Source organism: Pectobacterium aquaticum (assembly GCF_003382565.3).
Taxonomy (GTDB): Bacteria; Pseudomonadota; Gammaproteobacteria; order Enterobacterales; family Enterobacteriaceae; genus Pectobacterium; species Pectobacterium aquaticum.
Genome location: NZ_CP086253.1, coordinates 645,079 through 665,462, shown reverse-complemented (window position 1 = coordinate 665,462; position 20,384 = coordinate 645,079). Strand labels below are relative to the sequence as shown.

At 52.7% G+C, this 20,384-nt stretch carries 17 protein-coding genes and 1 pseudogene; 7 read left to right on the top strand and 11 right to left on the bottom strand.

The genetic code is table 11. From position 1 onward, the window contains the following. Nucleotides 1-20 precede the first annotated feature (20 nt). Nucleotides 21-395, top strand: a complete 375-nt coding sequence (locus tag DMB82_RS03115) for a helix-turn-helix domain-containing protein (RefSeq protein WP_102118100.1) — start codon at nt 21-23, stop codon at nt 393-395. 562 nt (nt 396-957) lie between these two features. Here the strand turns inward: DMB82_RS03115 and DMB82_RS03110 are convergent. Both DMB82_RS03110 and DMB82_RS03105 read right to left on the bottom strand, forming a co-directional pair. Further along, the gene (locus DMB82_RS03110; RefSeq protein ID WP_116164879.1) at nt 958-1,971 is read right to left on the bottom strand and encodes a hypothetical protein; all 1,014 of its coding nucleotides are present in this window, start codon (nt 1,969-1,971) and stop codon (nt 958-960) included. Continuing rightward, entirely contained in the window at nt 1,968-2,489 is a 522-nt protein-coding gene (locus DMB82_RS03105; RefSeq protein ID WP_116156490.1) for a toprim domain-containing protein, read from the bottom strand. The genes DMB82_RS03110 and DMB82_RS03105 overlap by 4 nt, the downstream gene beginning before the upstream one ends. Here DMB82_RS03105 and DMB82_RS03100 point away from each other — a divergent pair. Together DMB82_RS03100 and DMB82_RS03095 are read left to right on the top strand one after the other, a co-directional pair. Next, a pseudogene (locus tag DMB82_RS03100) lies at nt 2,490-3,362 on the top strand (IS4 family transposase); the annotation flags it as partial. Between the two features lie 349 nt (nt 3,363-3,711). Beyond that, entirely contained in the window at nt 3,712-5,100 is a 1,389-nt protein-coding gene (locus tag DMB82_RS03095) for a glycoside hydrolase family 1 protein (RefSeq protein WP_116164881.1), read from the top strand. Between the two features lie 80 nt (nt 5,101-5,180). Here the strand turns inward: DMB82_RS03095 and DMB82_RS03090 are convergent, their stop codons facing one another. The 5 genes from DMB82_RS03090 to DMB82_RS03070 all read right to left on the bottom strand — a co-directional run bounded on the left by DMB82_RS03090 (nt 5,181) and on the right by DMB82_RS03070 (nt 9,332). Further along, nucleotides 5,181-7,097 carry a beta-glucoside-specific PTS transporter subunit IIABC gene (locus DMB82_RS03090; RefSeq protein WP_116164883.1) on the bottom strand — a complete coding sequence of 639 codons (1,917 nt, stop codon included), beginning with the start codon at nt 7,095-7,097 and terminating at the stop codon, nt 5,181-5,183. A gap of 319 nt (nt 7,098-7,416) precedes the next feature. Continuing rightward, nucleotides 7,417-7,776 carry a CopM family metallochaperone gene (gene copM, locus DMB82_RS03085; RefSeq protein WP_102117258.1) on the bottom strand — a complete coding sequence of 120 codons (360 nt, stop codon included), beginning with the start codon at nt 7,774-7,776 and terminating at the stop codon, nt 7,417-7,419. Nucleotides 7,777-7,847: 71 nt separating this feature from the next. Beyond that, a complete protein-coding gene (locus DMB82_RS03080; protein ID WP_267132204.1) occupies nt 7,848-8,165 on the bottom strand; it encodes a GGDEF domain-containing protein in 318 nt (105 codons plus the stop codon). A gap of 195 nt (nt 8,166-8,360) precedes the next feature. Continuing rightward, entirely contained in the window at nt 8,361-8,849 is a 489-nt protein-coding gene (spy, locus tag DMB82_RS03075; protein ID WP_116164885.1) for an ATP-independent periplasmic protein-refolding chaperone Spy, read from the bottom strand. A 186-nt stretch (nt 8,850-9,035) separates the two neighbouring features. After that, nucleotides 9,036-9,332: a hypothetical protein gene (locus tag DMB82_RS03070; RefSeq protein WP_102117256.1), complete on the bottom strand. Its 297-nt coding sequence runs from the start codon at nt 9,330-9,332 to the stop codon at nt 9,036-9,038. A gap of 215 nt (nt 9,333-9,547) precedes the next feature. Here DMB82_RS03070 and DMB82_RS03065 point away from each other — a divergent pair, with 215 nt between their 5' ends. Beyond that, nucleotides 9,548-11,602: an NADPH-dependent 2,4-dienoyl-CoA reductase gene (locus DMB82_RS03065; protein WP_116164887.1), complete on the top strand. Its 2,055-nt coding sequence runs from the start codon at nt 9,548-9,550 to the stop codon at nt 11,600-11,602. An 11-nt stretch (nt 11,603-11,613) separates the two neighbouring features. On the opposite strand, the gene rlmG is transcribed toward DMB82_RS03065, so the two are convergent. After that, a complete protein-coding gene (gene rlmG, locus DMB82_RS03060) occupies nt 11,614-12,753 on the bottom strand; it encodes a 23S rRNA (guanine(1835)-N(2))-methyltransferase RlmG (protein ID WP_102117254.1) in 1,140 nt (379 codons plus the stop codon). A 161-nt stretch (nt 12,754-12,914) separates the two neighbouring features. On the opposite strand from rlmG, the gene DMB82_RS03055 reads away from it, so the two are divergent. The 3 genes from DMB82_RS03055 to sstT all read left to right on the top strand — a co-directional run bounded on the left by DMB82_RS03055 (nt 12,915) and on the right by sstT (nt 16,646). After that, a complete protein-coding gene (locus DMB82_RS03055) occupies nt 12,915-13,913 on the top strand; it encodes a Gfo/Idh/MocA family protein (protein ID WP_116164889.1) in 999 nt (332 codons plus the stop codon). Nucleotides 13,914-14,166: 253 nt separating this feature from the next. Beyond that, a complete protein-coding gene (locus tag DMB82_RS03050) occupies nt 14,167-15,120 on the top strand; it encodes a TerC family protein (RefSeq protein ID WP_116164891.1) in 954 nt (317 codons plus the stop codon). 278 nt (nt 15,121-15,398) lie between these two features. Beyond that, nucleotides 15,399-16,646: a serine/threonine transporter SstT gene (sstT, locus tag DMB82_RS03045; protein ID WP_102117252.1), complete on the top strand. Its 1,248-nt coding sequence runs from the start codon at nt 15,399-15,401 to the stop codon at nt 16,644-16,646. Nucleotides 16,647-16,729: 83 nt separating this feature from the next. On the opposite strand, the gene DMB82_RS03040 is transcribed toward sstT, so the two are convergent. The 3 genes from DMB82_RS03040 to DMB82_RS03030 form a co-directional block, all read right to left on the bottom strand. Next, nucleotides 16,730-17,260 carry a YgjV family protein gene (locus DMB82_RS03040; protein ID WP_102117251.1) on the bottom strand — a complete coding sequence of 177 codons (531 nt, stop codon included), beginning with the start codon at nt 17,258-17,260 and terminating at the stop codon, nt 16,730-16,732. An 89-nt stretch (nt 17,261-17,349) separates the two neighbouring features. Then, complete coding sequence (locus DMB82_RS03035; RefSeq protein ID WP_039279336.1) at nt 17,350-18,840, bottom strand: UxaA family hydrolase; 1,491 nt, start codon at nt 18,838-18,840, stop codon at nt 17,350-17,352. Nucleotides 18,841-18,859: 19 nt separating this feature from the next. Continuing rightward, a complete protein-coding gene (locus DMB82_RS03030; RefSeq protein ID WP_116164893.1) occupies nt 18,860-20,326 on the bottom strand; it encodes a tagaturonate reductase in 1,467 nt (488 codons plus the stop codon). Nucleotides 20,327-20,384: the final 58 nt, after the last annotated feature.

Below are 20,384 nucleotides of genomic sequence, written 5' to 3'. Positions count from 1 at the left end.
AAAGATTAGGAAAATCTATCATGTCCAACATTCAATACATCACTGACGAGCGCGGACAAAAGATTTCCGCCGTTATTCCAATAGCACTGTTTGAAAAACTGATTCATAACAGTGAACTCGATGAACTGTATCAACTGGTACAAAACGATACTGGCGCCAGCGATGATGTGCAGTACCCTAATGAAGTGATCAATATCCTGACCGCCAAAAATTGCACCATGCAAGCCGCCTGGAGGATCTACCGTGGGATGACACAAAAACAGGTCGCGGAAAAGTTAGGCATAAAGCAATCTACTGTGTCCGAATTTGAGAAATCAGAACGGCCACGTAAAGAGAACATTGAGCGGCTGGCTGAGCTATATCACTGCAAACCTGAGCAATTGATTCTGGAATAACCCTAGCCCCGTTCTACGGGGCATTTTTTCAATGATGCCTGTCTATTCCGCCCCCCTGCCATACATCCGATAACGTGCTTCATGCCATTCCGTACAACTTAAAACTACCGACGAGAAGCGTTTTCCAGTTACCCATCGGAAAACTGTTACAACCGTTACACCCCATAAAAACCCTATCCAATACACTGATAAATAACAGAAAAACATGTAACACTTTAGGCGTTACAAACCGTTACGCAAAGTGTTACACCTAATAAAATCAATGAGTTAAAAACCTATTCTGTAACACTTCATAACCGTTACATCGTGACGCTTCTGTAACGCTTTTGTAACGGTTTCCAATTTATTAAATAGTTATATTATTCAATATATTAAATAGTATTTTTGAATTTTGTAACAGTTGTAACGCTTTTCCGGTGCACCCCCTAAGATTTTGAAAATGGCACGTATAGGCTACTTTTTAACCAGTTATGAGGATATGCATGGGAGAGTGAGGGGGAGAGTTTGAAGGACGGTAAAGCTATCTACGATACCGGCCATCCGTTGGCCAGCATCGCCGGAATTAGCTGTGCTGCAGCGCGTTACGTTTGAATACCCAGCAGCGAACGATTTCAGGGCGCATCACATCATGCTGACCTTTGCCCTTGTTGTACAACTCATTGGGGAGACTACGCACCGCTTTATTGCCCGTAAACTGGAAGCCAGTACCGCCTTTAAGCTGTTTTTTCAGGTCGCTAATCACAAACGACTGGTTAACCCGATATTCAGATGCCATCTGGATAAAGTGCTGGAAATTCACCGCCACCATCCCTTCCCTGTTATCTTTTCCGGCGTGGTTCAGTCCATAGCGATCGAGCGAATCCAGATACTCAAACGGTTCCCAGAACTCCTGTACCTGCGGCGGATCGGTACGCAATGCCTGACGACGCTCTGCGGCCAGCGCAACCAAAGTCTGCCGTGTTTGAAAAACAGCATCAGCCTGAACAGGCAAGACCAGCGTTAAAGTTTCAACCATAGCGATCAGCTGCGCATGGTTTTTGGCAATACGGTTATGGTTTATCTCTGGATGGTTCTCCAGCTCGGTTTTAGCCTGCTCATAGATGCGATTGAACACATCGAGTACAGCCGTTTCTGCCTGTGTCACCTGGAGGATAAACCCAGATACCTGCTCTGTCGTTGCACGCTCAAGCCGCTCCGCCGCCTGGCGCGTTTGTGGCGTCTGTGCGCTCTTATCCGTGTGAATATGCACGATACGTTCAAGCAATGCTGGTGAACCACCCACGTCCGCATTCTGCGCGATCACAATACTTCCCCGAAACGGCGGCTCATAGGTTTCATTATTGTTGGATTTAACCCCCGTCGCCCGCATACCTTTACCGTTATACAGCGGTTTCAGGTCATCAAAATCAAACGCCCGCTGACGTATAGTGTCCTGCGTTCTGTCACCCTCAATCAGCACGACGGGCAGATTGCCAACCTGTGCAAAGTTTCGTGCTCTGGCTGCGTCCGAGGCTTTGGTCGGGTCGAACCCTTCGTAATCATCTCGGCCACACAGCTTCCAGAGAAAATCGATCAAGGTACTTTTCCCCGTTCCTGGCTCACCAACAATTTCATGTGCCTGTCGAGATCGAGCTTGAACCAATACAGACGCGAATCAAATTCAAAATGAAACTCCCGCCGTTCGGTATGCTCAGCGATCCGTAACGCCTTATCTGCGGCGTTGTCGGCCAGCAACAAATCCCCCTGATAGCGATATTCCTTTAGATCGCGTGGAGTCAGCTTTCCCTGAATGTGCAGATCGTTCCAGTCGCGTTTTTGTCTGCCCACAGGCACGCAGGCCGCATTGACCGTCCAGCCTGCCTCCTGGCTCCGGCGGGCGTGACGGATGGTGTATTTTTTCCCTGCCGGATCGTTGTCCAGCGCCCACACCAGCACCGGCCTGGGGCGTTCTCCCAGACTTTTCGCCAGTTGCGCCAACGCCTGTTCTGGATAGTTGTTGCACGACATGATAGACACCGCCGCGATCCCGTTTTGCATCAAACTTAATGCATCAAAAATCCCCTCAACCAGCCAGATCGCTTTCTGCTTACTCAAGTCCTGCGTGCCAGCCTTGTTTGTGATGGGCGCGCTATCCCCTTGATGAGTCAGGTGGTTCCGTCAGAAAAGCAAAACAATATTTTGATACAGAAAGCCTTTCTCGACGCGCTTGCCAGTGCTATTGCACCACAAACGAAAGTCACCCTCATCACCGACGCGGGCTTCCACAATGGATGGTTTCGGCATATCCAATCGCTGGGATGGGACTTTATTGGCCGCATCCGCGGAAACGTAAAATTTTGCCTTCATCGCGGCCCTGAACACTGGCGAAACGTGAAAGACTGTGCCGGTACGGAACAGGCGGAATATCTGGGAGCCGGTACGCTGGCACGTTCAAAAAAGGTGCAATGCAACGGACATTTTTATCTTTATAAAAAAGCGCCGAAAGGCCGAAAAAGCCAACGTCGCAAAGGGAAACCCAGCCATCCCACAACAGAAAAAGAACAGCGAGCGTCAGCCAAAGAGCCATGGCTGATATTTACCAATACAGATGAATTCAAGCCCCGTGAAATCATGAAACTCTACAGCAGACGCATGCAGATTGAACAAAACTTTCGCGATGAAAAGAGTGAGAGATTTGGCTTTGGCTTACGCGCCTGTGGAAGCAAAACGGGGGAGCGGCTTTGGGTGCTGAGTCTGCTGGCGACACAGGCATCAATTGTGCTCTGGTTATTAGGATATCACTTTGAAAATAAAGGTCTTCATCTTCATTATCAGGCGAACAGCCTTAAAAGTCGAAGAGTGATATCATTTTTGACACTGGCGGAGAATGTGTTGCGGCATTCACCTCAAATAGTCAGGTGGGTAAAGCTAGAGAGTATTTTAGCCCAACTCGCCAGCACCTACCGAAATATGGTGCTGGTTTATTAGGGCTGATTTTCTGGGGATCCCTCAGCTTTTCAGGGCGACGAAAGCGAATACAAGCGCTGGGTGAAGCCGTCGTCAAAACACTGCAAGCGAAGTAACGCCTGTCGGCGCGAATCATGCTCGCAAAGATGCCGTGACTCGCGTCACATAACCAGACGGGGGCATTGCCGCAGAGATTCAGGATTGTATAGTGTTCTGACAAGACGTTACCGCCAATGGCGGGCGAGACTTGGGCAGAGGTGAGTAGCACTACTCTCTTCTGCCCAAGTTTTTTTTTGCCTGTCATCCGGCGGTTCCCAGTGCGAAGCCACCGCGCAGCGTAATGATGTAGAAAACGATAAGGAGAAATACCATGAAAGCATTCCCCGACGGATTTTTATGGGGCGGTTCAGTTGCAGCAAACCAGGTTGAAGGGGCATGGAATGAGGACGGTAAAGGTGTGTCGACCTCCGATCTTCAGCTACAGGGCGTGCACGGTCCGGTGACGGAACGCGATGAGAGCATTAGCTGCATCAAAGATCGGGCCATCGATTTTTATCATCAATATCCGCAGGATATTCAGCTGTTTGCCGAAATGGGTTTTAAGGTGTTGCGCACCTCGATTGCCTGGACGCGTATTTACCCCGAAGGCGATGAAGCCGAGTCCTGCGAAGCGGGTTTGGCCTTCTACGATAGTCTGTTCGATGAAATGGCAAAGCATCAGATTCAGCCACTGATTACGCTGTCACACTATGAAATGCCTTACGGGCTGGTAAAAAAACTGGGAGGTTGGGGCAACCGTGCCGTCATCGACCATTTTGAGAAGTATGCCCGTACCGTTTTCAGCCGTTATAAAGACAAGGTGAAGTACTGGCTGACCTTCAATGAAATCAACATGGCGCTGCATTCACCCTTTACGGGTATCGGGCTAGACGGTGAACCTTCAAAACAGGATATTTATCAGGCTATCCACCACCAGTTGGTTGCCAGCGCACGCGCGGTAAAAGCCTGCCACGACATTATCCCAGACGCCAAAATCGGCAACATGCTATTGGGCGCGGTACGCTACCCCATGACTTGCCATCCGAAAGATGTGCTGGAAGCGCAGAGCAAGAATCGGGAATGGCTGTTCTTTGGTGACGTGCAGGTTCGCGGTACCTATCCGGCCTGGATTCAGCGCTATTTCCGAGAAAATGGCGTCGAGCTAACCATTACCGCACAGGATAAAGACGACCTGAGCCACACCGTGGACTTTGTCTCCTTCAGCTATTACATGAGCGGCTGTGCAACTTTCGAGCCGGAAAAATATCAATCTTCACGCGGCAATATCATCCGCCTGATTCCTAACCCGCACCTTGAAGCGTCCGAATGGGGCTGGCAGATCGATCCCGAAGGCCTGCGCTTCCTGCTAAATGAGCTGTATGACCGCTATCAGAAGCCGCTGTTCATCGTGGAAAATGGGCTGGGTGCACGCGACGTGGTGGAAGACGATGGCAGCATTCACGACAGCTACCGCATTGATTACCTGCGTCGCCATCTGGTTCAGGTACGTGAAGCCATTGACGATGGCGTTGAGCTGCTGGGCTACACCAGTTGGGGGCCGATCGATCTGGTCAGTGCGGGTACGGCACAGATGTCAAAACGCTACGGCTTTATTCATGTCGATCGCGATGATGAAGGCAAAGGCACGCTGGAGCGTCGGCGCAAAGACAGCTTCTACTGGTATCAAAACGTGATTAACAGCAACGGCAAATCGCTGTAACGCTATAGAACATAAGATGATAGAGAAAATCAGACGGCATATTCACACATCGCCGTCTGATTTATTAAGAGGCTAAAACCCTACGCCAGCGCGATCACCGTCTCTCCCACCACCAACTGACGAGCGGATCCTGGGCTGAATAGGTGGTACTCATCCGCATTCGTCACCACCATTGGCGTCACGGTATCGTAGCCCGCCTTCTGGATTTCTTCCAAATCAAACTCCAGCAGCAGTTGGCCTTTTTGCACCTTGTCGCCTTCTGCAACGTGCATCTGATAATGCTGGCCTTCCAGTTGTACCGTATTGATGCCGACATGGATCAGGATCTCCGCACCGCCCTGCGAAAGAATACCGACGGCATGGCCGCTGGCGAACGTGCTGGCAATCACGCCGTCCACCGGCGAATAGATGCGCCCTTCCTGCGGCAGAATGGCGACGCCCTGCCCGACGACGCCAGAAGAGAACACCTTGTCATTTACCTCTTCCAGCGAAATCAGTTCACCTTTTGCTGGCGATCCCAGCTGTTCAGCCGTTTCAGGTGCGTCTTTCAGCGCCAGAGACACAGCATTCGCGTTCTGACGTGATACAGGCGCAGCAGGTGTCGCTGCTGGAGAGTGCGTTGGCACTGGCGCTTTTTCAGCAGGCGGTACGGGCTCGTCAAAACCAACAATGATGGTCAGTACAAAACTCACCGCGAAGGCGATAGCGCAACCAATAAGGAATCCAACAAAACCTTCGCCGTAGAAAATCGGCAGCGTCAGCAAGCCGGGCATCCCCATAGAGACCGCAGAGCTTTTCGCATAGCCGACGATAGCGCCCCCGACTGCAGCGGCGATCACCGCGCAGATAAACGGTTTTTTCAGCTTCAGCGTCACGCCATAAACACCGGGTTCCGTGATGCCAAACAGAGACGCGATAAACGTACTACCCGCCAGCGCTTTGAGCTTTTTATCTTTGGTACGCACCATGACGCCTAGCAGTGCACCGGACTGGGCAAAGACCGACGGGCTGGAGGCGGCTTTAAGGTAGCTGTGCCCCATGACGGAGAGATCGTTGATGAACACGGTCACAAATCCCCAGTGAACGCCAAAGATCACCAAGATCTGCCATGACGCCGCCATCAACGCCCCGGCAAGAATAGGATTGAACTCATAGATACTGACGAACACCGACGCAATGAGCTTACTGGCTGAAATGCCAATCGGCCCGATGGTCATCAGCGTGAGTGGCACCATCAGCACCAGCAGGAAGAACGGCGTCAGGATATTGCGCACGCTTTCGTGAATATGGCGATTCAGGAAACGCTCGATATATGACATCAGCCACACGCTGAAGATAATCGGGATCACCGAGGAGGTGTATTTCATCATTACAACGGGCAGACCGAAAAACGTCACGGGTTGACCGGCGTCGAACAACCCCTGAATCGTGGGGTAAACCAGTGCGCCAGCAACCGACACGGCCACAAAAATGTTGGTTTCGAATTTACGCGCGGCGGTAATCGCCAACAGCATCGGCAGGAAGTAGAACAGGCTGTCAGACGCCGCGTGCAGGATGACATAGGTACTTTCTTTGGTATTCAGCCACCCGAGCGCAATCACAATAGACAATGCGCCTTTCAGCACCCCCGCTGCCGCCATCGCCCCCAGCAATGGGGTAAAGATCCCAGCAACCAGATCGATCAGCCGTCCCATCGCAGACGTTGATGCCTCACTTTCCGCCGTCTGGCGTTTCCCGTCACCGTCCTCCAGCAGCCTGGAGATCGAACCAAAAGCGCGGTACACCTCCGGCACTCGGTTCCCGATCACCACCTGCAATTGTCCTGAAGCATTGATGACCGTAATGACGCCATCCAGCGCCTCAAGCGCAGCCACATCCACTTTACCGTGATCCACAATCTTAAAGCGCAAGCGTGTTGCACAATGCACCAGAGTTGAAACGTTGGTTTCTCCTCCGACTAACTCCAGAATATTTTCAGCGAGCACTTTGCTATTCATAATGACTTCCCGTTTCGTCAATGGCTGCAACTGCCTGATACACGTCATCCCGCTTGTTGTCCGCTGGCCAGCTGGAAAATAAGCAAAAAAAAACCTGGATAAAGCAGCGTGCTATACGCTGCTTTATCCAGGTCTCGCCCAGAAGATTCTGGTGACGTCCTTTCCTGTTTTCTAACAAGTTAACGCGGAGAAAGCTATCTCCACGTTTTATTCTGTGAAAACAGTCACTAAATTTTTACCAATCAGGCAAAGCCGCCCAATTCACGGCGTGATAAAAGCAAAATGACGCCTCTCAGAAGAAGCGCCATCGGAAAATGGACTATTTGCCCTGCTTCTTCAGCCAGGCTTCCATTTGGTCGATCTCTGGCTGTTGCGCTCTAATAATCTCTTCAGCCAGCTTGCGCAATTCCGGATCTTTGCCGTATTGCAACTCCGTCTTCGCCATATCAATCGCGCCACGGTGGTGGGCAATCATCCCTTTGGCGAAGGCAATATCAGGGTCGCTGGACTGCATCCCTTCCATCATCTCGCTATGCATTGCATCCATCCCTTTCTTATACGCCTGCTGGGAGGACGACGCGTCGTTTGCAGAACCATGGCTGCTATGCGCGCTGTCTGCCGCAAACGAGAGAAACGGAACCAGCAACGCTGCCGTTAATAACAAATGGACTTTCTTCATCACAACCCCTCAATCAGTCACAGTACGTTTTGAGGGTAGACGTTCCAGTAAGGGGAAGGTCAAGGGAATATTCAAGCCTCCTCGACCAGACGCATGCAGACACGATTACGCCCCTGCGCCTTCGCTTTATACAGCTGCTCGTCCGCCAGCCCGATCAGATCGTAAATATTACCGCCCTCATACTGGGCAAACACGGCAACACCAATACTGGTCGTAAAATGGATTTCCCGCCCATCGGACAGTGTAAGCGCCGTGGATTCCGTAAGATGCCGCAGTGCTTCGGCCATCGCCTCAGATTGCTCAGCCGTCAGGTCATAAGCCGCAATGACAAACTCTTCACCCCCCCAGCGGCAAAGAATGTCGCTCGGCCGAATAGTGGTGCTCAGCATACGGGCAAAGCTGGCGATCAGTTCATCACCGCAGGCATGGCCGTAGGTATCATTTCCCTACTCACAGTGCGATGGCCGCGGGAAAATAAATAAAAAAACCACCGGACCGAAGCATTACCCGTGAGGTAATACGTCAATCCGGTGGTCTACTGACTTGGGTATTTTAGCTATCGCGCCGATTCATGAAATAACGTGTTATTCCGCAGGCACAGGCTTGCCGTCAGGTTTTTGCGGTTGAGTCAGTCGCTTTTCAAAGTTGTCGTTGTACTGCTTCTTCTGTTCTGGCGTCAGAACGTTGTAAATTTTGTTTTTGGTTTCCAGTCCGTTAAGCATTCTGGCCTTGTGCGCGGCGTCGGCTTTATCCAACTGTGCCTGGGCTTTTGCGGCATCAAACGTATCGGAGGCGACCAGGCTATGCATATCGCGGCGGTCATCCTGCATCGCTTTGTGCATTTTCTCGCGGGAATCTTTCATGATGTCTTTAATTTGCTGCTTCTGCGCTTCCGTCAAATTCAGCTCCTTAAACATCGCATCCGGCCCCATCATGCCACGATGCTCCCGACCCTCTTTCATCATCATCTTGTGTTCCGGGCCAGGACCTTTCGGTGCGTCATTAGCCTGCGCGATACCTGCCGCGCCCAATGCAAAAGAAGAAGCAACCAGCATTGCAGTGAGTTTACGCATATTCTATTCCTCTCTCTGAATTGACTTGTCGACGGCGAGTGCCGTGCTACGAGAGAAAGTATAGGCCCGACACCTTCAGTTAATTAGAGTAAGGGTAAATCTCTGCAAGTGTCGGCTCCACATTTGCGGCAATTATGGAGAATGAGGAGGAATTGTGTAAGGAAGCGGAAGGATTGCGTTAGCGTGTTACCGCAGTGAACGCCTAAAGGCGCTGGCTTCTTGTGCCAATACATCAAGATGGGCATGAACGGCCTTCATTTTCTGAATCAGCGGATTACGCTCCGGCGAGCTATCCATCGCGCTCAGCTGTGCAGAGAGCCGTTCAATCTGCGCACAAAGGTAAACGTCACGCGCTTTCGCCTGAAGCAACTGCTGCTGGAGGGACTGATGTTCCTGCCGCCACGTCTGCTGCTGACGCTGAACGCTTTGCTCTAACGCCCGAAGCGCGCTATCCAGTCGATATTCCACCTCTTCCACCCGCATAACGATACCTTTGCCTAGTAAACTCGCGGATTATAATGTGACATGCCCCCGACAACAAACACTCCAGCATACGATCCCTTGTCTGCACGCGCTTTCCCCCAAGATTCGCAATGACATCAATCACAATAAATAAACATCAATTTCACAATCGCCCCAATTACCGCTAGATTGAACACATTTACTCATCAGACCAGTTAACTTCACCGGAGAGTGTAATGACGGCCTACCCCACGCTGCTTTCCCCACTCGATCTTGGTTTTACGACGTTAAAAAACCGCGTGGTAATGGGATCCATGCATACTGGTCTGGAAGAACACCCAGACGGCACCGAAAGGCTGGCGGCATTTTACCGTGAGCGGGCGCAGGGCGGTGTAGGCCTGATTGTCACAGGCGGCATTGCGCCAAACGCTAAAGGTGCCGTTGCCAAAGGCGGCGCAACCCTGCATGACGAGGCGCAGCTGGCGCATCATCAGGTACTGACGCAGGCGGTACACGATGCAGGCGGGAAAATCGCGCTGCAAATTCTCCACGCCGGACGCTACAGCTATCAGCCTGATCCGGTTGCGCCATCGGCTATTCAGGCACCGATTAACCGCTTTGCGCCACGAGAAATGAGTACGCAGGATATTGTGCAAACCATCAATGACTTTGCCCGTTGCGCCGCGCTGGCGCAGCAGGCCGGTTACGATGGCGTGGAAATCATGGGGTCGGAAGGTTACCTGATCAATCAGTTTCTGGTAACGCACACCAACCATCGCGATGACGAATGGGGCGGCGATTTCCAGCGCCGTAGCCGCTTCGCGCTTGAGATCGTTCGCGCCGTGCGGGAGCGAACAGGGCCGAACTTCATTCTGATTTATCGTTTATCCATGCTCGACCTGATAGAAGAAGGCTCAAGCTGGCAAGAAATTGTGCAACTGGCGCAGGCGATTGAACAGGCAGGTGCGACGCTCATCAATACGGGTATCGGCTGGCATGAAGCGCGCATTCCGACTATCGCCACGCTGGTGCCGCGCGGAGCCTTTGGCTGGGTGACGAAGAAGCTGATGGGGAAAGTCCGCATCCCGCTGATTACCACCAACCGCATCAACGATCCCGGCGTGGCCGAACAACTGTTGGCTGAAGGCTGTGCCGACATGGTGTCGATGGCCCGCCCTTTTCTCGCCGATGCGGAACTGGTGGAAAAGGCGCAGTCGGGGCGTGCCGATGAAATCAATACCTGCATCGGCTGCAATCAGGCCTGCCTCGATCAGATTTTCGCTGGCAAGATCACGTCCTGTCTGGTCAACCCGCGCGCCTGCCACGAAACCGAACTGCCTATCCAACCCGCCAGAGTCGGTAAACGCTTTGCGGTGGTCGGCGCGGGGCCTGCCGGCATGGCTTTTGCCGTCAACGCCGCCGCACGCGGCCATCAGGTCACGCTGTTTGAATCGTCTTCCTATATCGGCGGGCAATTCAATATTGCCAAACAGATACCCGGCAAAACGGAATTTTATGAAACGCTGCGCTACTACCGTCGGCAGCTAGAATTGCTCGGCGTCACGCTTCGCCTGAGCATGCAGGCAACCGCCGCCGATTTACTCGGTTTTGATGATGTGATTCTGGCCTGTGGCATCGTGCCGCGTACCCCCGCAATTGCAGGCATCGATCACCCTAGCGTGCTGAGCTATCTGGACGTGCTGCGTGACAAAAAGCCTGTCGGCAAGCGGGTAGCCATTATCGGCGCAGGCGGTATCGGTTTTGATACCGCGCACTATCTTTTGAGCAAGAATGATCTTTTGAACAAGAATAATCGCCTTAATCCCCAGTCTTCTCAGGCTGAGCATGGCGACTTTTATACGGAATGGGGAATCGATAAACAACTACAGCACCGGGGCGGCCTGCTGCCTCATCAACCTAACGAGCTTCCCCATCAGCGGGACATTACGTTATTACAGCGGAAAACCGGCAAACCCGGTGAAAATCTGGGGAAAACGACAGGTTGGATACACCGCACCACGCTGCTGCGCCACGGCGTCACGCTGCTGGGCGGCGTGGAATATCACCATATTGATGATGAGGGACTGCACATCATCCACGACCAGCAACGACGCTGTTTGCCAGTGGATAACATCATTATCTGTGCCGGTCAGGAACCCAACCGTAAGCTGTATGACCCTTTACTGGCTGCTGGATGTCACGTTCATCTGATTGGCGGTGCCGATGTGGCGCAGGAGCTGGACGCTCGCCGGGCGATCGATCAGGCTACCCGGCTGGCGTTAACGCTGTAGTTTAGGCAAGCTTAGCGGGACGACCCCGTTTTCACCGCGCGCAGTACCGCGAACTTCGTGTTACTGGCAAGGGTTTCACAGTTACCGAATAGACGCTTCAGCTTATGGAAATAATCCAGATGGCGATTCCCCACGATGCGCAGTTCTCCGCCGACCTGAAGGCAGCGACGGGCATCCATAAACATCTGCCAGGCGATTTCGTCCGTCACGGCCTGCTGCTGATGGAATGGCGGATTACACAATACGGCCTGCAACGTATCACGCTTAACGCGAGCCAATCCGTGGTTCACCACGAAGCTACAGCGCTCGATATCCTGCGGGCGGTTGACTTCAACGTTGATCTGGCTTGATGCCACCGCCATGTAGGATTCATCAAAGAAGCCGACGGTAGCCTCTGGGTTGGCTTCCAGTGCCGCCAGCCCAATAACGCCGTTGCCACAGCCGAGATCGATGATCTTACCGTCTATCTGTTCCGGCAAATGCTGCATAAAGAAACGTGCGCCGATATCCAACCCATTACGCGAATACACGTTGGCATGGTTTTGAATGCGATAGCCGTAACCATCCAGCTCCCACTCAGTAGTAAGTGACTGCTCACTGACTTTTAGTTCCGCCCACTCACAGTGAACCAGACGCGCCTTTTTCCAGGCCAGCGAGGTTTTCGTCGGCCCCATCACGCGTTCAAACAGTTGCAGTGTAGAGGTATGAATATCCCGAGCCTTCGCCCCGGCGATGATGCGCGTTTGCGGCGTAACGACCTTACGCAACATTCTCAACTGGTGTTCCAACAGCGCGATCGTTTTGGGGATTTTTATCACCACCAGCGCGGGCGCAGCGGGTAACGCCTCCATGCTATCCAACAGCGTTACCGCACCAGCATCATAACCGTTCAACTCCAGATTATGTCGCGTCGCCAGTTGGCTCAGGTAAGAGTCGCTGATACTGACGGGCGATTGCGCCTGTAAACCGCAGGCCAGCGCACCAAACGTATCATTGAAAATCAGGCGCGGGCCCGGCGCGATTTCCATGGTAGCCAGTTCACGCAGCAGATATTCATCTGCGGCATCCCACGCCTGTAGCGCCGAGTTTTCAGCGACCTGAGGGTAACGCACCAACGTCAGGTTGCACGTTTCCAATTCGAGTTGGCTCATTAGCCTCTCCTGCATCATAAAATTTGCGCTGTTTATCCCTTAAAATAGCCCATCAGTAAATGCTTTTCTCTGCCAGAACGGGAAATGATTGACGTTGCCTTGTCATTTCACCGTGATAATCTGCATAGCCATCACAAATGCCTTCAGGATACCAAACGCTTATGATTCGCTTCGCCATTGTCGGAACCAGTTGGATCACCCGCCAGTTTGTTGATGCCGCCCACGAAACCGGCAAACTGAAGCTCACCGCCATCTATTCACGTACGGCAGAAAAAGCGCAGCCGTTTCAAGCCGATTACATGGTGGATACGCTGTTTGATTCACTGGAAACCATAGCGAAATCCGATCTTATCGACGCCGTGTATCTGGCCAGCCCGAATTCCCTGCATTGCGAGCAGGCTTTGCTCTTCCTGAGCCACGGCAAACATGTCATCTGCGAAAAACCGCTGGCTTCTAACCACTATGAAGCCGAACAAATGATCGCCTGTGCCAGAGAAAATCAGGTCGTGCTATTTGAGGCGTTCAAAACCGCCAGTCTGCCCAATTTTAGCGTGATCCAGCAATCGCTGCCGAAAGTCGGCAGACTGCGTAAAGTGGTGCTGAATTACTGTCAGTATTCCTCACGCTACCCGCGCTATTTGGCCGGCGAGAACCCCAACACGTTCAATCCGGCGTTTTCCAACGGTTCCATCATGGATATCGGCTACTACTGTCTGGCCTTCGCCGTGGCGCTGTGGGGGGAACCGTGTACCACGCAGGCCAGCGCGACGCTGCTGGAAAGCGGCGTAGACGCACATGGCAGCGTCGTCCTGCATTACGGCGATTTCGATGTGACCATCGTCCACTCCAAAGTCAGCCACTCCGCTGTCCCCAGTGAAATTCAGGGGGAAGACGGGTCGCTGGTGATTGAAAAAGTGTCCGAATGCCATAACGTGAAATTCATCCCGCGTGGAGGCAAGCAGGTTGATCTCAGCCAGCCGCAGCATATCAACAGTATGCTGTACGAAGCCGAGGCCTTTGCCACGCTGGTCAACGATAACGACATTAACCATGCGGAACTGGCACGTTCGCGTACCGTTGCGGGGCTGCTGACGGAAATTCGCCGCCAAACGGGTGTCGTATTTCCTGCCGATGCCGCGACGCCGAGAAATGCGGAGTAAGGCAGCGATAATTATTTGACCAAGATCATCTTTTCACCTATCTTCTGACAGGCAAAGGGGAGTAACTTTTCCGCCGGTCAATCGTCATTACGATGCTTTACGCATCCGGTTACCGGGCAACCTTGATGAGACAGCTTCATTAATGTTGTAAGTGAGACCTTGCCGGAAGGCGAGGTGCATCTGCAGCTTTAATAACAAGCGGCCAGCGTCCTTCCGATGTTGGCCGTTTTTGTTTCTATTTAAGGATCTTGCTATGCACACCATCGGCACGCCATGGTTATGGGGCAGCTTCGCTGCCATTGTTATAGTGATGCTGGCCATAGACCTGCTCTATCAAGGGCGCAAAGGGTCGACGGTAATGACGTTCAAACAGGCTGCCGTCTGGTCTATCATCTGGGTCACGCTCTCTCTGCTGTTCAACGCCGGTTTCTGGTGGTATCTGGATGGCACGATGGGTCGCGAGGTGGCCAACGCCCAGTCGCTGGCCTTTCTGACCGGCTATTTGATCGAGAAAGCGCTTGCCGTCGATAACGTCTTCGTCTGGCTGATGCTATTCGGCTACTTCGCCGTTCCCCCGCAATACCAACGTCGCGTGCTGATTTACGGCGTGTTGGGTGCCATCGTTCTCAGAACGCTGATGGTGTTTGGCGGCAGTTGGCTCGTCACGCAGTTCCAGTGGCTGCTCTACGTGTTCGGCGCGTTCCTGCTGTTCACCGGCCTTAAAATGGCGCTGGCGAAAGAAGATGGCGGCGCGATCGGCGACAAGCCGCTGGTGCGCTGGCTGCGTAGTCGTCTGCGCATGACGGATAGCATCGAGAATGAAAAATTCTTCGTCCGTCGTAATGGCATCCTGTATGCCACGCCGCTGTTTCTAGTGCTGATTATGGTTGAAATCAGTGACGTGATTTTCGCCGTAGACAGTATCCCAGCTATTTTCGCCGTCACGACCGATCCCTTTATCGTGTTGACATCGAACCTGTTCGCTATTCTGGGCCTGCGTGCGATGTACTTCCTGCTGGCTGGCGTGGCTGAACGCTTCTCGCTGTTGAAATATGGTCTGGCTGTCATTCTGATCTTCATCGGTACCAAGATGATGCTCATCGACATTTTCCATATTCCGGTGGCCGTTTCTCTGAGCGTTGTTGCCAATATTTTGATTATCACTATGCTGATCAACGTCTGGGTGAACAAACGCGCCGGGCGTTAACGCTTCCCCCCTCTCGCCGCACGGTTTCGCCCGTGCGGCGTTCGCTTTCCTCATTCCATTGTTTCCGTTCCTACACATGCGCAGCAACGGCCCGCAGGGTGACGGACACGGACGTCCGTCATAAAAAACTACATCATTGCTTTTCTCAAGAACAAATTTTCATATACTGATACGCGCAAACACATATCGTTACGGAAAGACAAAGTCACCCGGCACAAGCCAGAGGTGCCAACTCCGTACAAACAACCACTTAGCGGAACGGTTATCCCGTCAAAATTATGGCAACTCAACACTCTCGTTTTTTGCAGTACATTACCCACGGCAGCCTGGTTAAACAAATTCTTCTGGGGCTTGCGGCTGGTATTATTCTGGCTTCACTGTCCACACAGGCTGCACTGGCGGCTGGCTTATTGGGAACGCTGTTCGTCGGCGCATTGAAAGCCGTCGCCCCCATTCTGGTTTTGATGCTGGTCATGGCATCTATCGCCAACCACCAACAAGGGCAGAAAACCAATATCCGCCCGATCCTGTATCTCTACCTCATCGGCACCTTCTCTGCGGCCTTCATTGCCGTCGTGTTGAGTATCACGTTTCCCTCTACGCTAGCACTGAGTGCGCAAGCTACTGACATCACACCACCGTCAGGGATTGTCGAAGTATTAAAAGGCCTGTTGATGAGTGTTGTCGCTAACCCGATTCACGCTCTGCTCAATGCCAACTACATCGGTATTCTGGTGTGGGCTGTAGGTCTGGGGTTAGCTTTCCGTCATGGGTCAGCTTCCACAAAGAACCTGATCAGCGATGCATCTCATGCCGTAACAGCTATCGTGCGTGTCGTGATCCGCTTCGCACCGCTGGGGATCTTTGGTCTGGTCGCCTCAACGCTGGCGGAAACCGGCTTCGGTGCACTGTGGGGCTACGCCCACCTGCTGATGGTGTTGATCGGTGGTATGTTGCTGGTTGCGCTGGTGATCAACCCGCTGATCGTCTACTGGAAGATTCGCAGTAACCCTTATCCGCTGGTGCTGCGCTGTCTGCGTGAAAGCGGCGTGACCGCCTTCTTTACCCGTAGCTCTGCCGCCAACATTCCGGTGAATATGGAACTGTGCCGCAAATTAAACCTGAATGAAGATAGCTACTCAGTCGCCATTCCGCTGGGTGCGACCATTAATATGGCGGGTGCAGCTATTACGGTCACTGTTTTAACACTGGCGGCCGTTCATACGCTAGGGATTGAAGTGGATATCGCTACCGCATTATTACTGAGCGTGGTGGCATCTATCTGTGCCTGTGGCGCATCGGGTGTGGCGGGTGGCTCACTGCTGTTGATCCCGCTTGCGTGCAGCATGTTCGGTATCTCCAATGATATCGCCATGCAGGTGGTTGCGGTTGGCTTCATCATCGGCGTATTGCAGGACTCTGCGGAAACCGCGCTCAACTCCTCAACAGACGTGATCTTCACAGCAGCGGTATGCCAGGCGGAAGACGCCAAGCTGGCGGAAAAAGAACGTTTGAATCTGCTGTAACGGATTAGGGATTAATTATCCCCTTTCCTCTCACGCCGTTCGCGTCAAAACGAACGGCGTGAGATGACGAGAAACACCTGAAATTACGCTTTATTCTCTACGCTGAAAGGATCGATGCCGCGCTGCTGCATGCGCCAGAAGCGGATAATGTTGAAGCCGTTCATCAGCAGGAAACTGCCTTCGATCAACGAGCCGCCAATCGAGCCCAGCCAGATATTATGCGCAACCCAGCAGGCGGTTGAGCACCACATCACGCAGCGCGTCGTCAACCCAGACGTACGGAACAGCGCCCAGGTACTGGCGACCGTGCCCGCTATCGGCAGCAGTTCCATCGCATGGTTCATGCCCGACAAACCAAAGAGCAGCGTCAGTGAGATAAAGACAAACATCACGAGGATGTTGTGCGTTTTCAGTGAGATTAGCGTACGTGCCGAGTTCAACAATGCACTGGCACCCGCCGCATTTGCCCCCATCAGGAAGAAATGCAGGCCAATGACGGCGCTGTATGCCGAGAGCTGTATTTTGAATTTTTGATCGTTACGGTTGAAAAACATGGTGATACCGACCAGAAATGCCAGTACACCAACAGACTGGGCAATCCAATACTGTGTCATGATCCCTGCCTCTAAAAAGTTGTGGCGAAAAAAAACGGCGCCATTATAAAAATGAAACGCCGTTTTATTTTAATTGGAATAAATGTAATTTACAACGTCACACCGCTCTTAAATATGGCTAATTCGCGGAAGTCGTTCACTTCATTCTTCGTCGGCTTGCCGTCAGCAATCTCGACAATCAGCTCGACAAACTGGCTCAGCAGCTCATCCATCGGCATGTCGTGGATCAGACGCCCCGCATCGAAATCAATCCAGTGCGGTTTCTTCTTCGCCAGCTCGCTGTTGGTCGCCAGTTTTACGGTAGGCACGAATCCACCGTAAGGCGTACCACGCCCAGTACTGAACAGCACCATATGGCAACCAGCACCCGCCAGCGCGCTGGTGGCAACGGCATCATTCCCCGGTGCACTGAGCAAGTTGAGCCCTGGGGTATGTAAGCGCTCACCATATTTCAGTACGTCCACCACTTTGCTCTGTCCGGCTTTTTGCGTACAGCCCAGAGATTTCTCTTCCAGCGTGGTGATCCCCCCCGCTTTGTTACCCGGCGAGGGGTTCTCGTAAATCGGCTGGTTGTGCGCGATGAAGTACTGTTTGAAGTCATTCACCATGTGCACGGTTTTCTCAAACGTGGCTTCATCACGGCAGCGGCTCATCAAAATACGTTCCGCACCGAACATCTCTGGCACCTCGGTCAGCACAGTAGTGCCGCCGTTGGCGATCAGATAGTCAGAGAAACGCCCTAACAGCGGGTTGGCAGTAATCCCCGACAGCCCATCGGAGCCGCCGCATTCCAGACCAAACTTCAACTCGCTCAGCTTACCCGGTTCGCGTTTGTCATGGCGCATCGCCTCATACAGCGTATGCAGCCGTTCCAGACCGGCTTCAACTTCATCGTCCTGCTGCTGACACACCATGAACGTCACGCGATCGGAATCAAAATCGCCCAGCGTCGTACGGAAGGCGTCAACCTGATTGTTCTCACAGCCCAGACCGATCACCAGTACTGCCCCCGCATTCGGGTGACGCACCATGTTTTGCAGCATCGTACGGGTGTTTTCGTGATCCTGACCGAGCTGTGAGCAGCCAAAGGTATGGCTGAACAGGTAAACGCCGTCGATCCCTTCCGCATCGTTGGTTTCTTTCAGGAAACGCTGCTGAATCTGACGCGCAATCCCGTTCACGCAGCCAACGGTTGGCAGGATCCACAGCTCATTACGGATACCCACATCACCATTTTTGCGACGATAGAGCTGCACGTCCCGATCGCCCATCTGTGGCGGCAGTTCGAGGAACTCAGGCTGATACTGATATTCATCCAGATCGCTCAGATTGGTTTTCGCATTCTGAGAATGGATGTGTTCTCCGGGAGCAATAGACACCAACGCATGGCCAATCGGCAGGCCATACTTGGTAATCATTTCTCCCGGTGCGATGGTTTCCAGCGCGAACTTATGTCCGCGCACGACAGGTTGCTGAAGTGTCACCGTATGGCTATCCACCGACACCGTTTCGCCTTGCTCGACATCACGCAGGGCGACAGCCACATTGTCCAGAGAATGAATTTTTATAATACTTTGCATGGATAACCCTTCTTACTGATTAGCAATAACCTTCCACGGCTGCGCGCATGCCGCGCTCAACGATGGTTTGCAACTGTTCAGTCACCTGCGCAGCCAAGCCAGGAACCTGTGTTAAATCCTGTTCCCAGTGATCGGCATCGCGCAGTACGACATTCACCAGCTCAGCCAGGCTGATGGTGCTTTCTTTTACGCCTGCCCACAGCGTGGAATAACGTTCCAGCCAGTGTGCATCGTCTTGCAATGGATAGGTTTGTAACGCATCGCCTTCACCGCTGCGCTCGCCGCGATAGAATGCAATCAAGGCAGCCAGCGCAAACGTTAAGCGAGCAGGCAGTTCACCGTGACGCTCACGGTAGGTCAGCAGTTGTGGCAGAATGCGGGTGCGGAATTTTGTCATTCCATTCAAAGAGATAGATAACAGTTGATGCTGAATGAACGGGTTACGGAAGCGGCTTAATACAGCCTGAGCAAACGACGTCAGTTCGTCATGCGGCAAATCCAATACCGGCACAATTTCTTCGGCAATGGTCTTTTCCACGAATTTGCCAATCAGGGCATCATTCATCGATTCGCCAACGGTATCCAGACCTGCGAGGAATGCCACCGGCACCAGCGCAGTATGAGCACCGTTGAGAATCGCCACTTTACGTTCTTTGTACGGCTTGATGTCATCAACGATACGAACATTCAGATCCAGCTTATTCAGACGCAATTCTTCCGCCAGCCACTGTGGCCCCTGAATCACGAACAGGTAGAAGTGTTCCGCCGTATCCCAGAAGGTATCCTTGTAGCCCATCTCCTGCTCTAGCGCTTCCACTTCGGCACGCGGATAACCCGTGACAATACGGTCCACCAGCGTTGAGCAGAAGGTATTGTGATCGTTCAGCCAGGCAGTAAACGTTGGCGTCAGTTTCCACTGTGCGGCATAGCGCAGCACCAGCTCTTTCAGCGCCACGCCGTTATAATCAATCAGCTCGCACGGCAGCAGCACCCAGCCTTTATCCGCTGCGCCGTCAAAATGACAGAAGCGCTCATACAGCAGACGGGTTAATTTCGCCGGGAAGCTGACAGGCGGCGCGTCGTTCAGGCAGTCATCGGCGTGATAGCTGATACCCGCTTCAGTGGTATTGGAGAACACGAAGCGGATATTCGGATCGTGCGCCAGCGCCAGATACTCATCGAACTGACGGTACACGTTAATTTCACGGTTTACCGAACGGATCAGACGGGGTTCACGCACCGCTTCACCCTGCTCGTTCAGACCACGGATAATAGTGGTGTACAGCCCATCCTGGGTGTCCAGCGCGGGCGGGAAATCGGAATCGATCGGGCGAACCACGACAATACCCACATCCAGATCGGTGTGCTCATTCAGCAAATCCAACTGCCAGTCGACGAAAGCGCGTAGGAAGTTGCCTTCACCAAACTGGATAACACGATCGGGGTGTTGACGACCGGGGAAGTTACGACGATTTAACGTTTGCATTAACAGGCTACCTTAAGACAAAAGACCGAGACATCGAGAGCCGCGGTGTAAGCCCCTT

Bases quoted from the DNA above. Each gene is read 5' to 3' on its own strand.
- DMB82_RS03115 (WP_102118100.1), top strand. From the start codon at position 21: ATGTCCAACATTCAATACATCACTGACGAGCGCGGACAAAAGATTTCC.
- DMB82_RS03095 (WP_116164881.1), top strand. From the start codon at position 3,712: ATGAAAGCATTCCCCGACGGATTTTTATGGGGCGGTTCAGTTGCAGCA.
- DMB82_RS03090 (WP_116164883.1), bottom strand. From the start codon at position 7,097: ATGAATAGCAAAGTGCTCGCTGAAAATATTCTGGAGTTAGTCGGAGGA.
- copM (WP_102117258.1), bottom strand. From the start codon at position 7,776: ATGAAGAAAGTCCATTTGTTATTAACGGCAGCGTTGCTGGTTCCGTTT.
- DMB82_RS03080 (WP_267132204.1), bottom strand. From the start codon at position 8,165: ATGCTGAGCACCACTATTCGGCCGAGCGACATTCTTTGCCGCTGGGGG.
- spy (WP_116164885.1), bottom strand. From the start codon at position 8,849: ATGCGTAAACTCACTGCAATGCTGGTTGCTTCTTCTTTTGCATTGGGC.
- DMB82_RS03070 (WP_102117256.1), bottom strand. From the start codon at position 9,332: ATGCGGGTGGAAGAGGTGGAATATCGACTGGATAGCGCGCTTCGGGCG.
- DMB82_RS03065 (WP_116164887.1), top strand. From the start codon at position 9,548: ATGACGGCCTACCCCACGCTGCTTTCCCCACTCGATCTTGGTTTTACG.
- rlmG (WP_102117254.1), bottom strand. From the start codon at position 12,753: ATGAGCCAACTCGAATTGGAAACGTGCAACCTGACGTTGGTGCGTTAC.
- DMB82_RS03055 (WP_116164889.1), top strand. From the start codon at position 12,915: ATGATTCGCTTCGCCATTGTCGGAACCAGTTGGATCACCCGCCAGTTT.
- DMB82_RS03050 (WP_116164891.1), top strand. From the start codon at position 14,167: ATGCACACCATCGGCACGCCATGGTTATGGGGCAGCTTCGCTGCCATT.
- sstT (WP_102117252.1), top strand. From the start codon at position 15,399: ATGGCAACTCAACACTCTCGTTTTTTGCAGTACATTACCCACGGCAGC.
- DMB82_RS03040 (WP_102117251.1), bottom strand. From the start codon at position 17,260: ATGACACAGTATTGGATTGCCCAGTCTGTTGGTGTACTGGCATTTCTG.
- DMB82_RS03035 (WP_039279336.1), bottom strand. From the start codon at position 18,840: ATGCAAAGTATTATAAAAATTCATTCTCTGGACAATGTGGCTGTCGCC.
- DMB82_RS03030 (WP_116164893.1), bottom strand. From the start codon at position 20,326: ATGCAAACGTTAAATCGTCGTAACTTCCCCGGTCGTCAACACCCCGAT.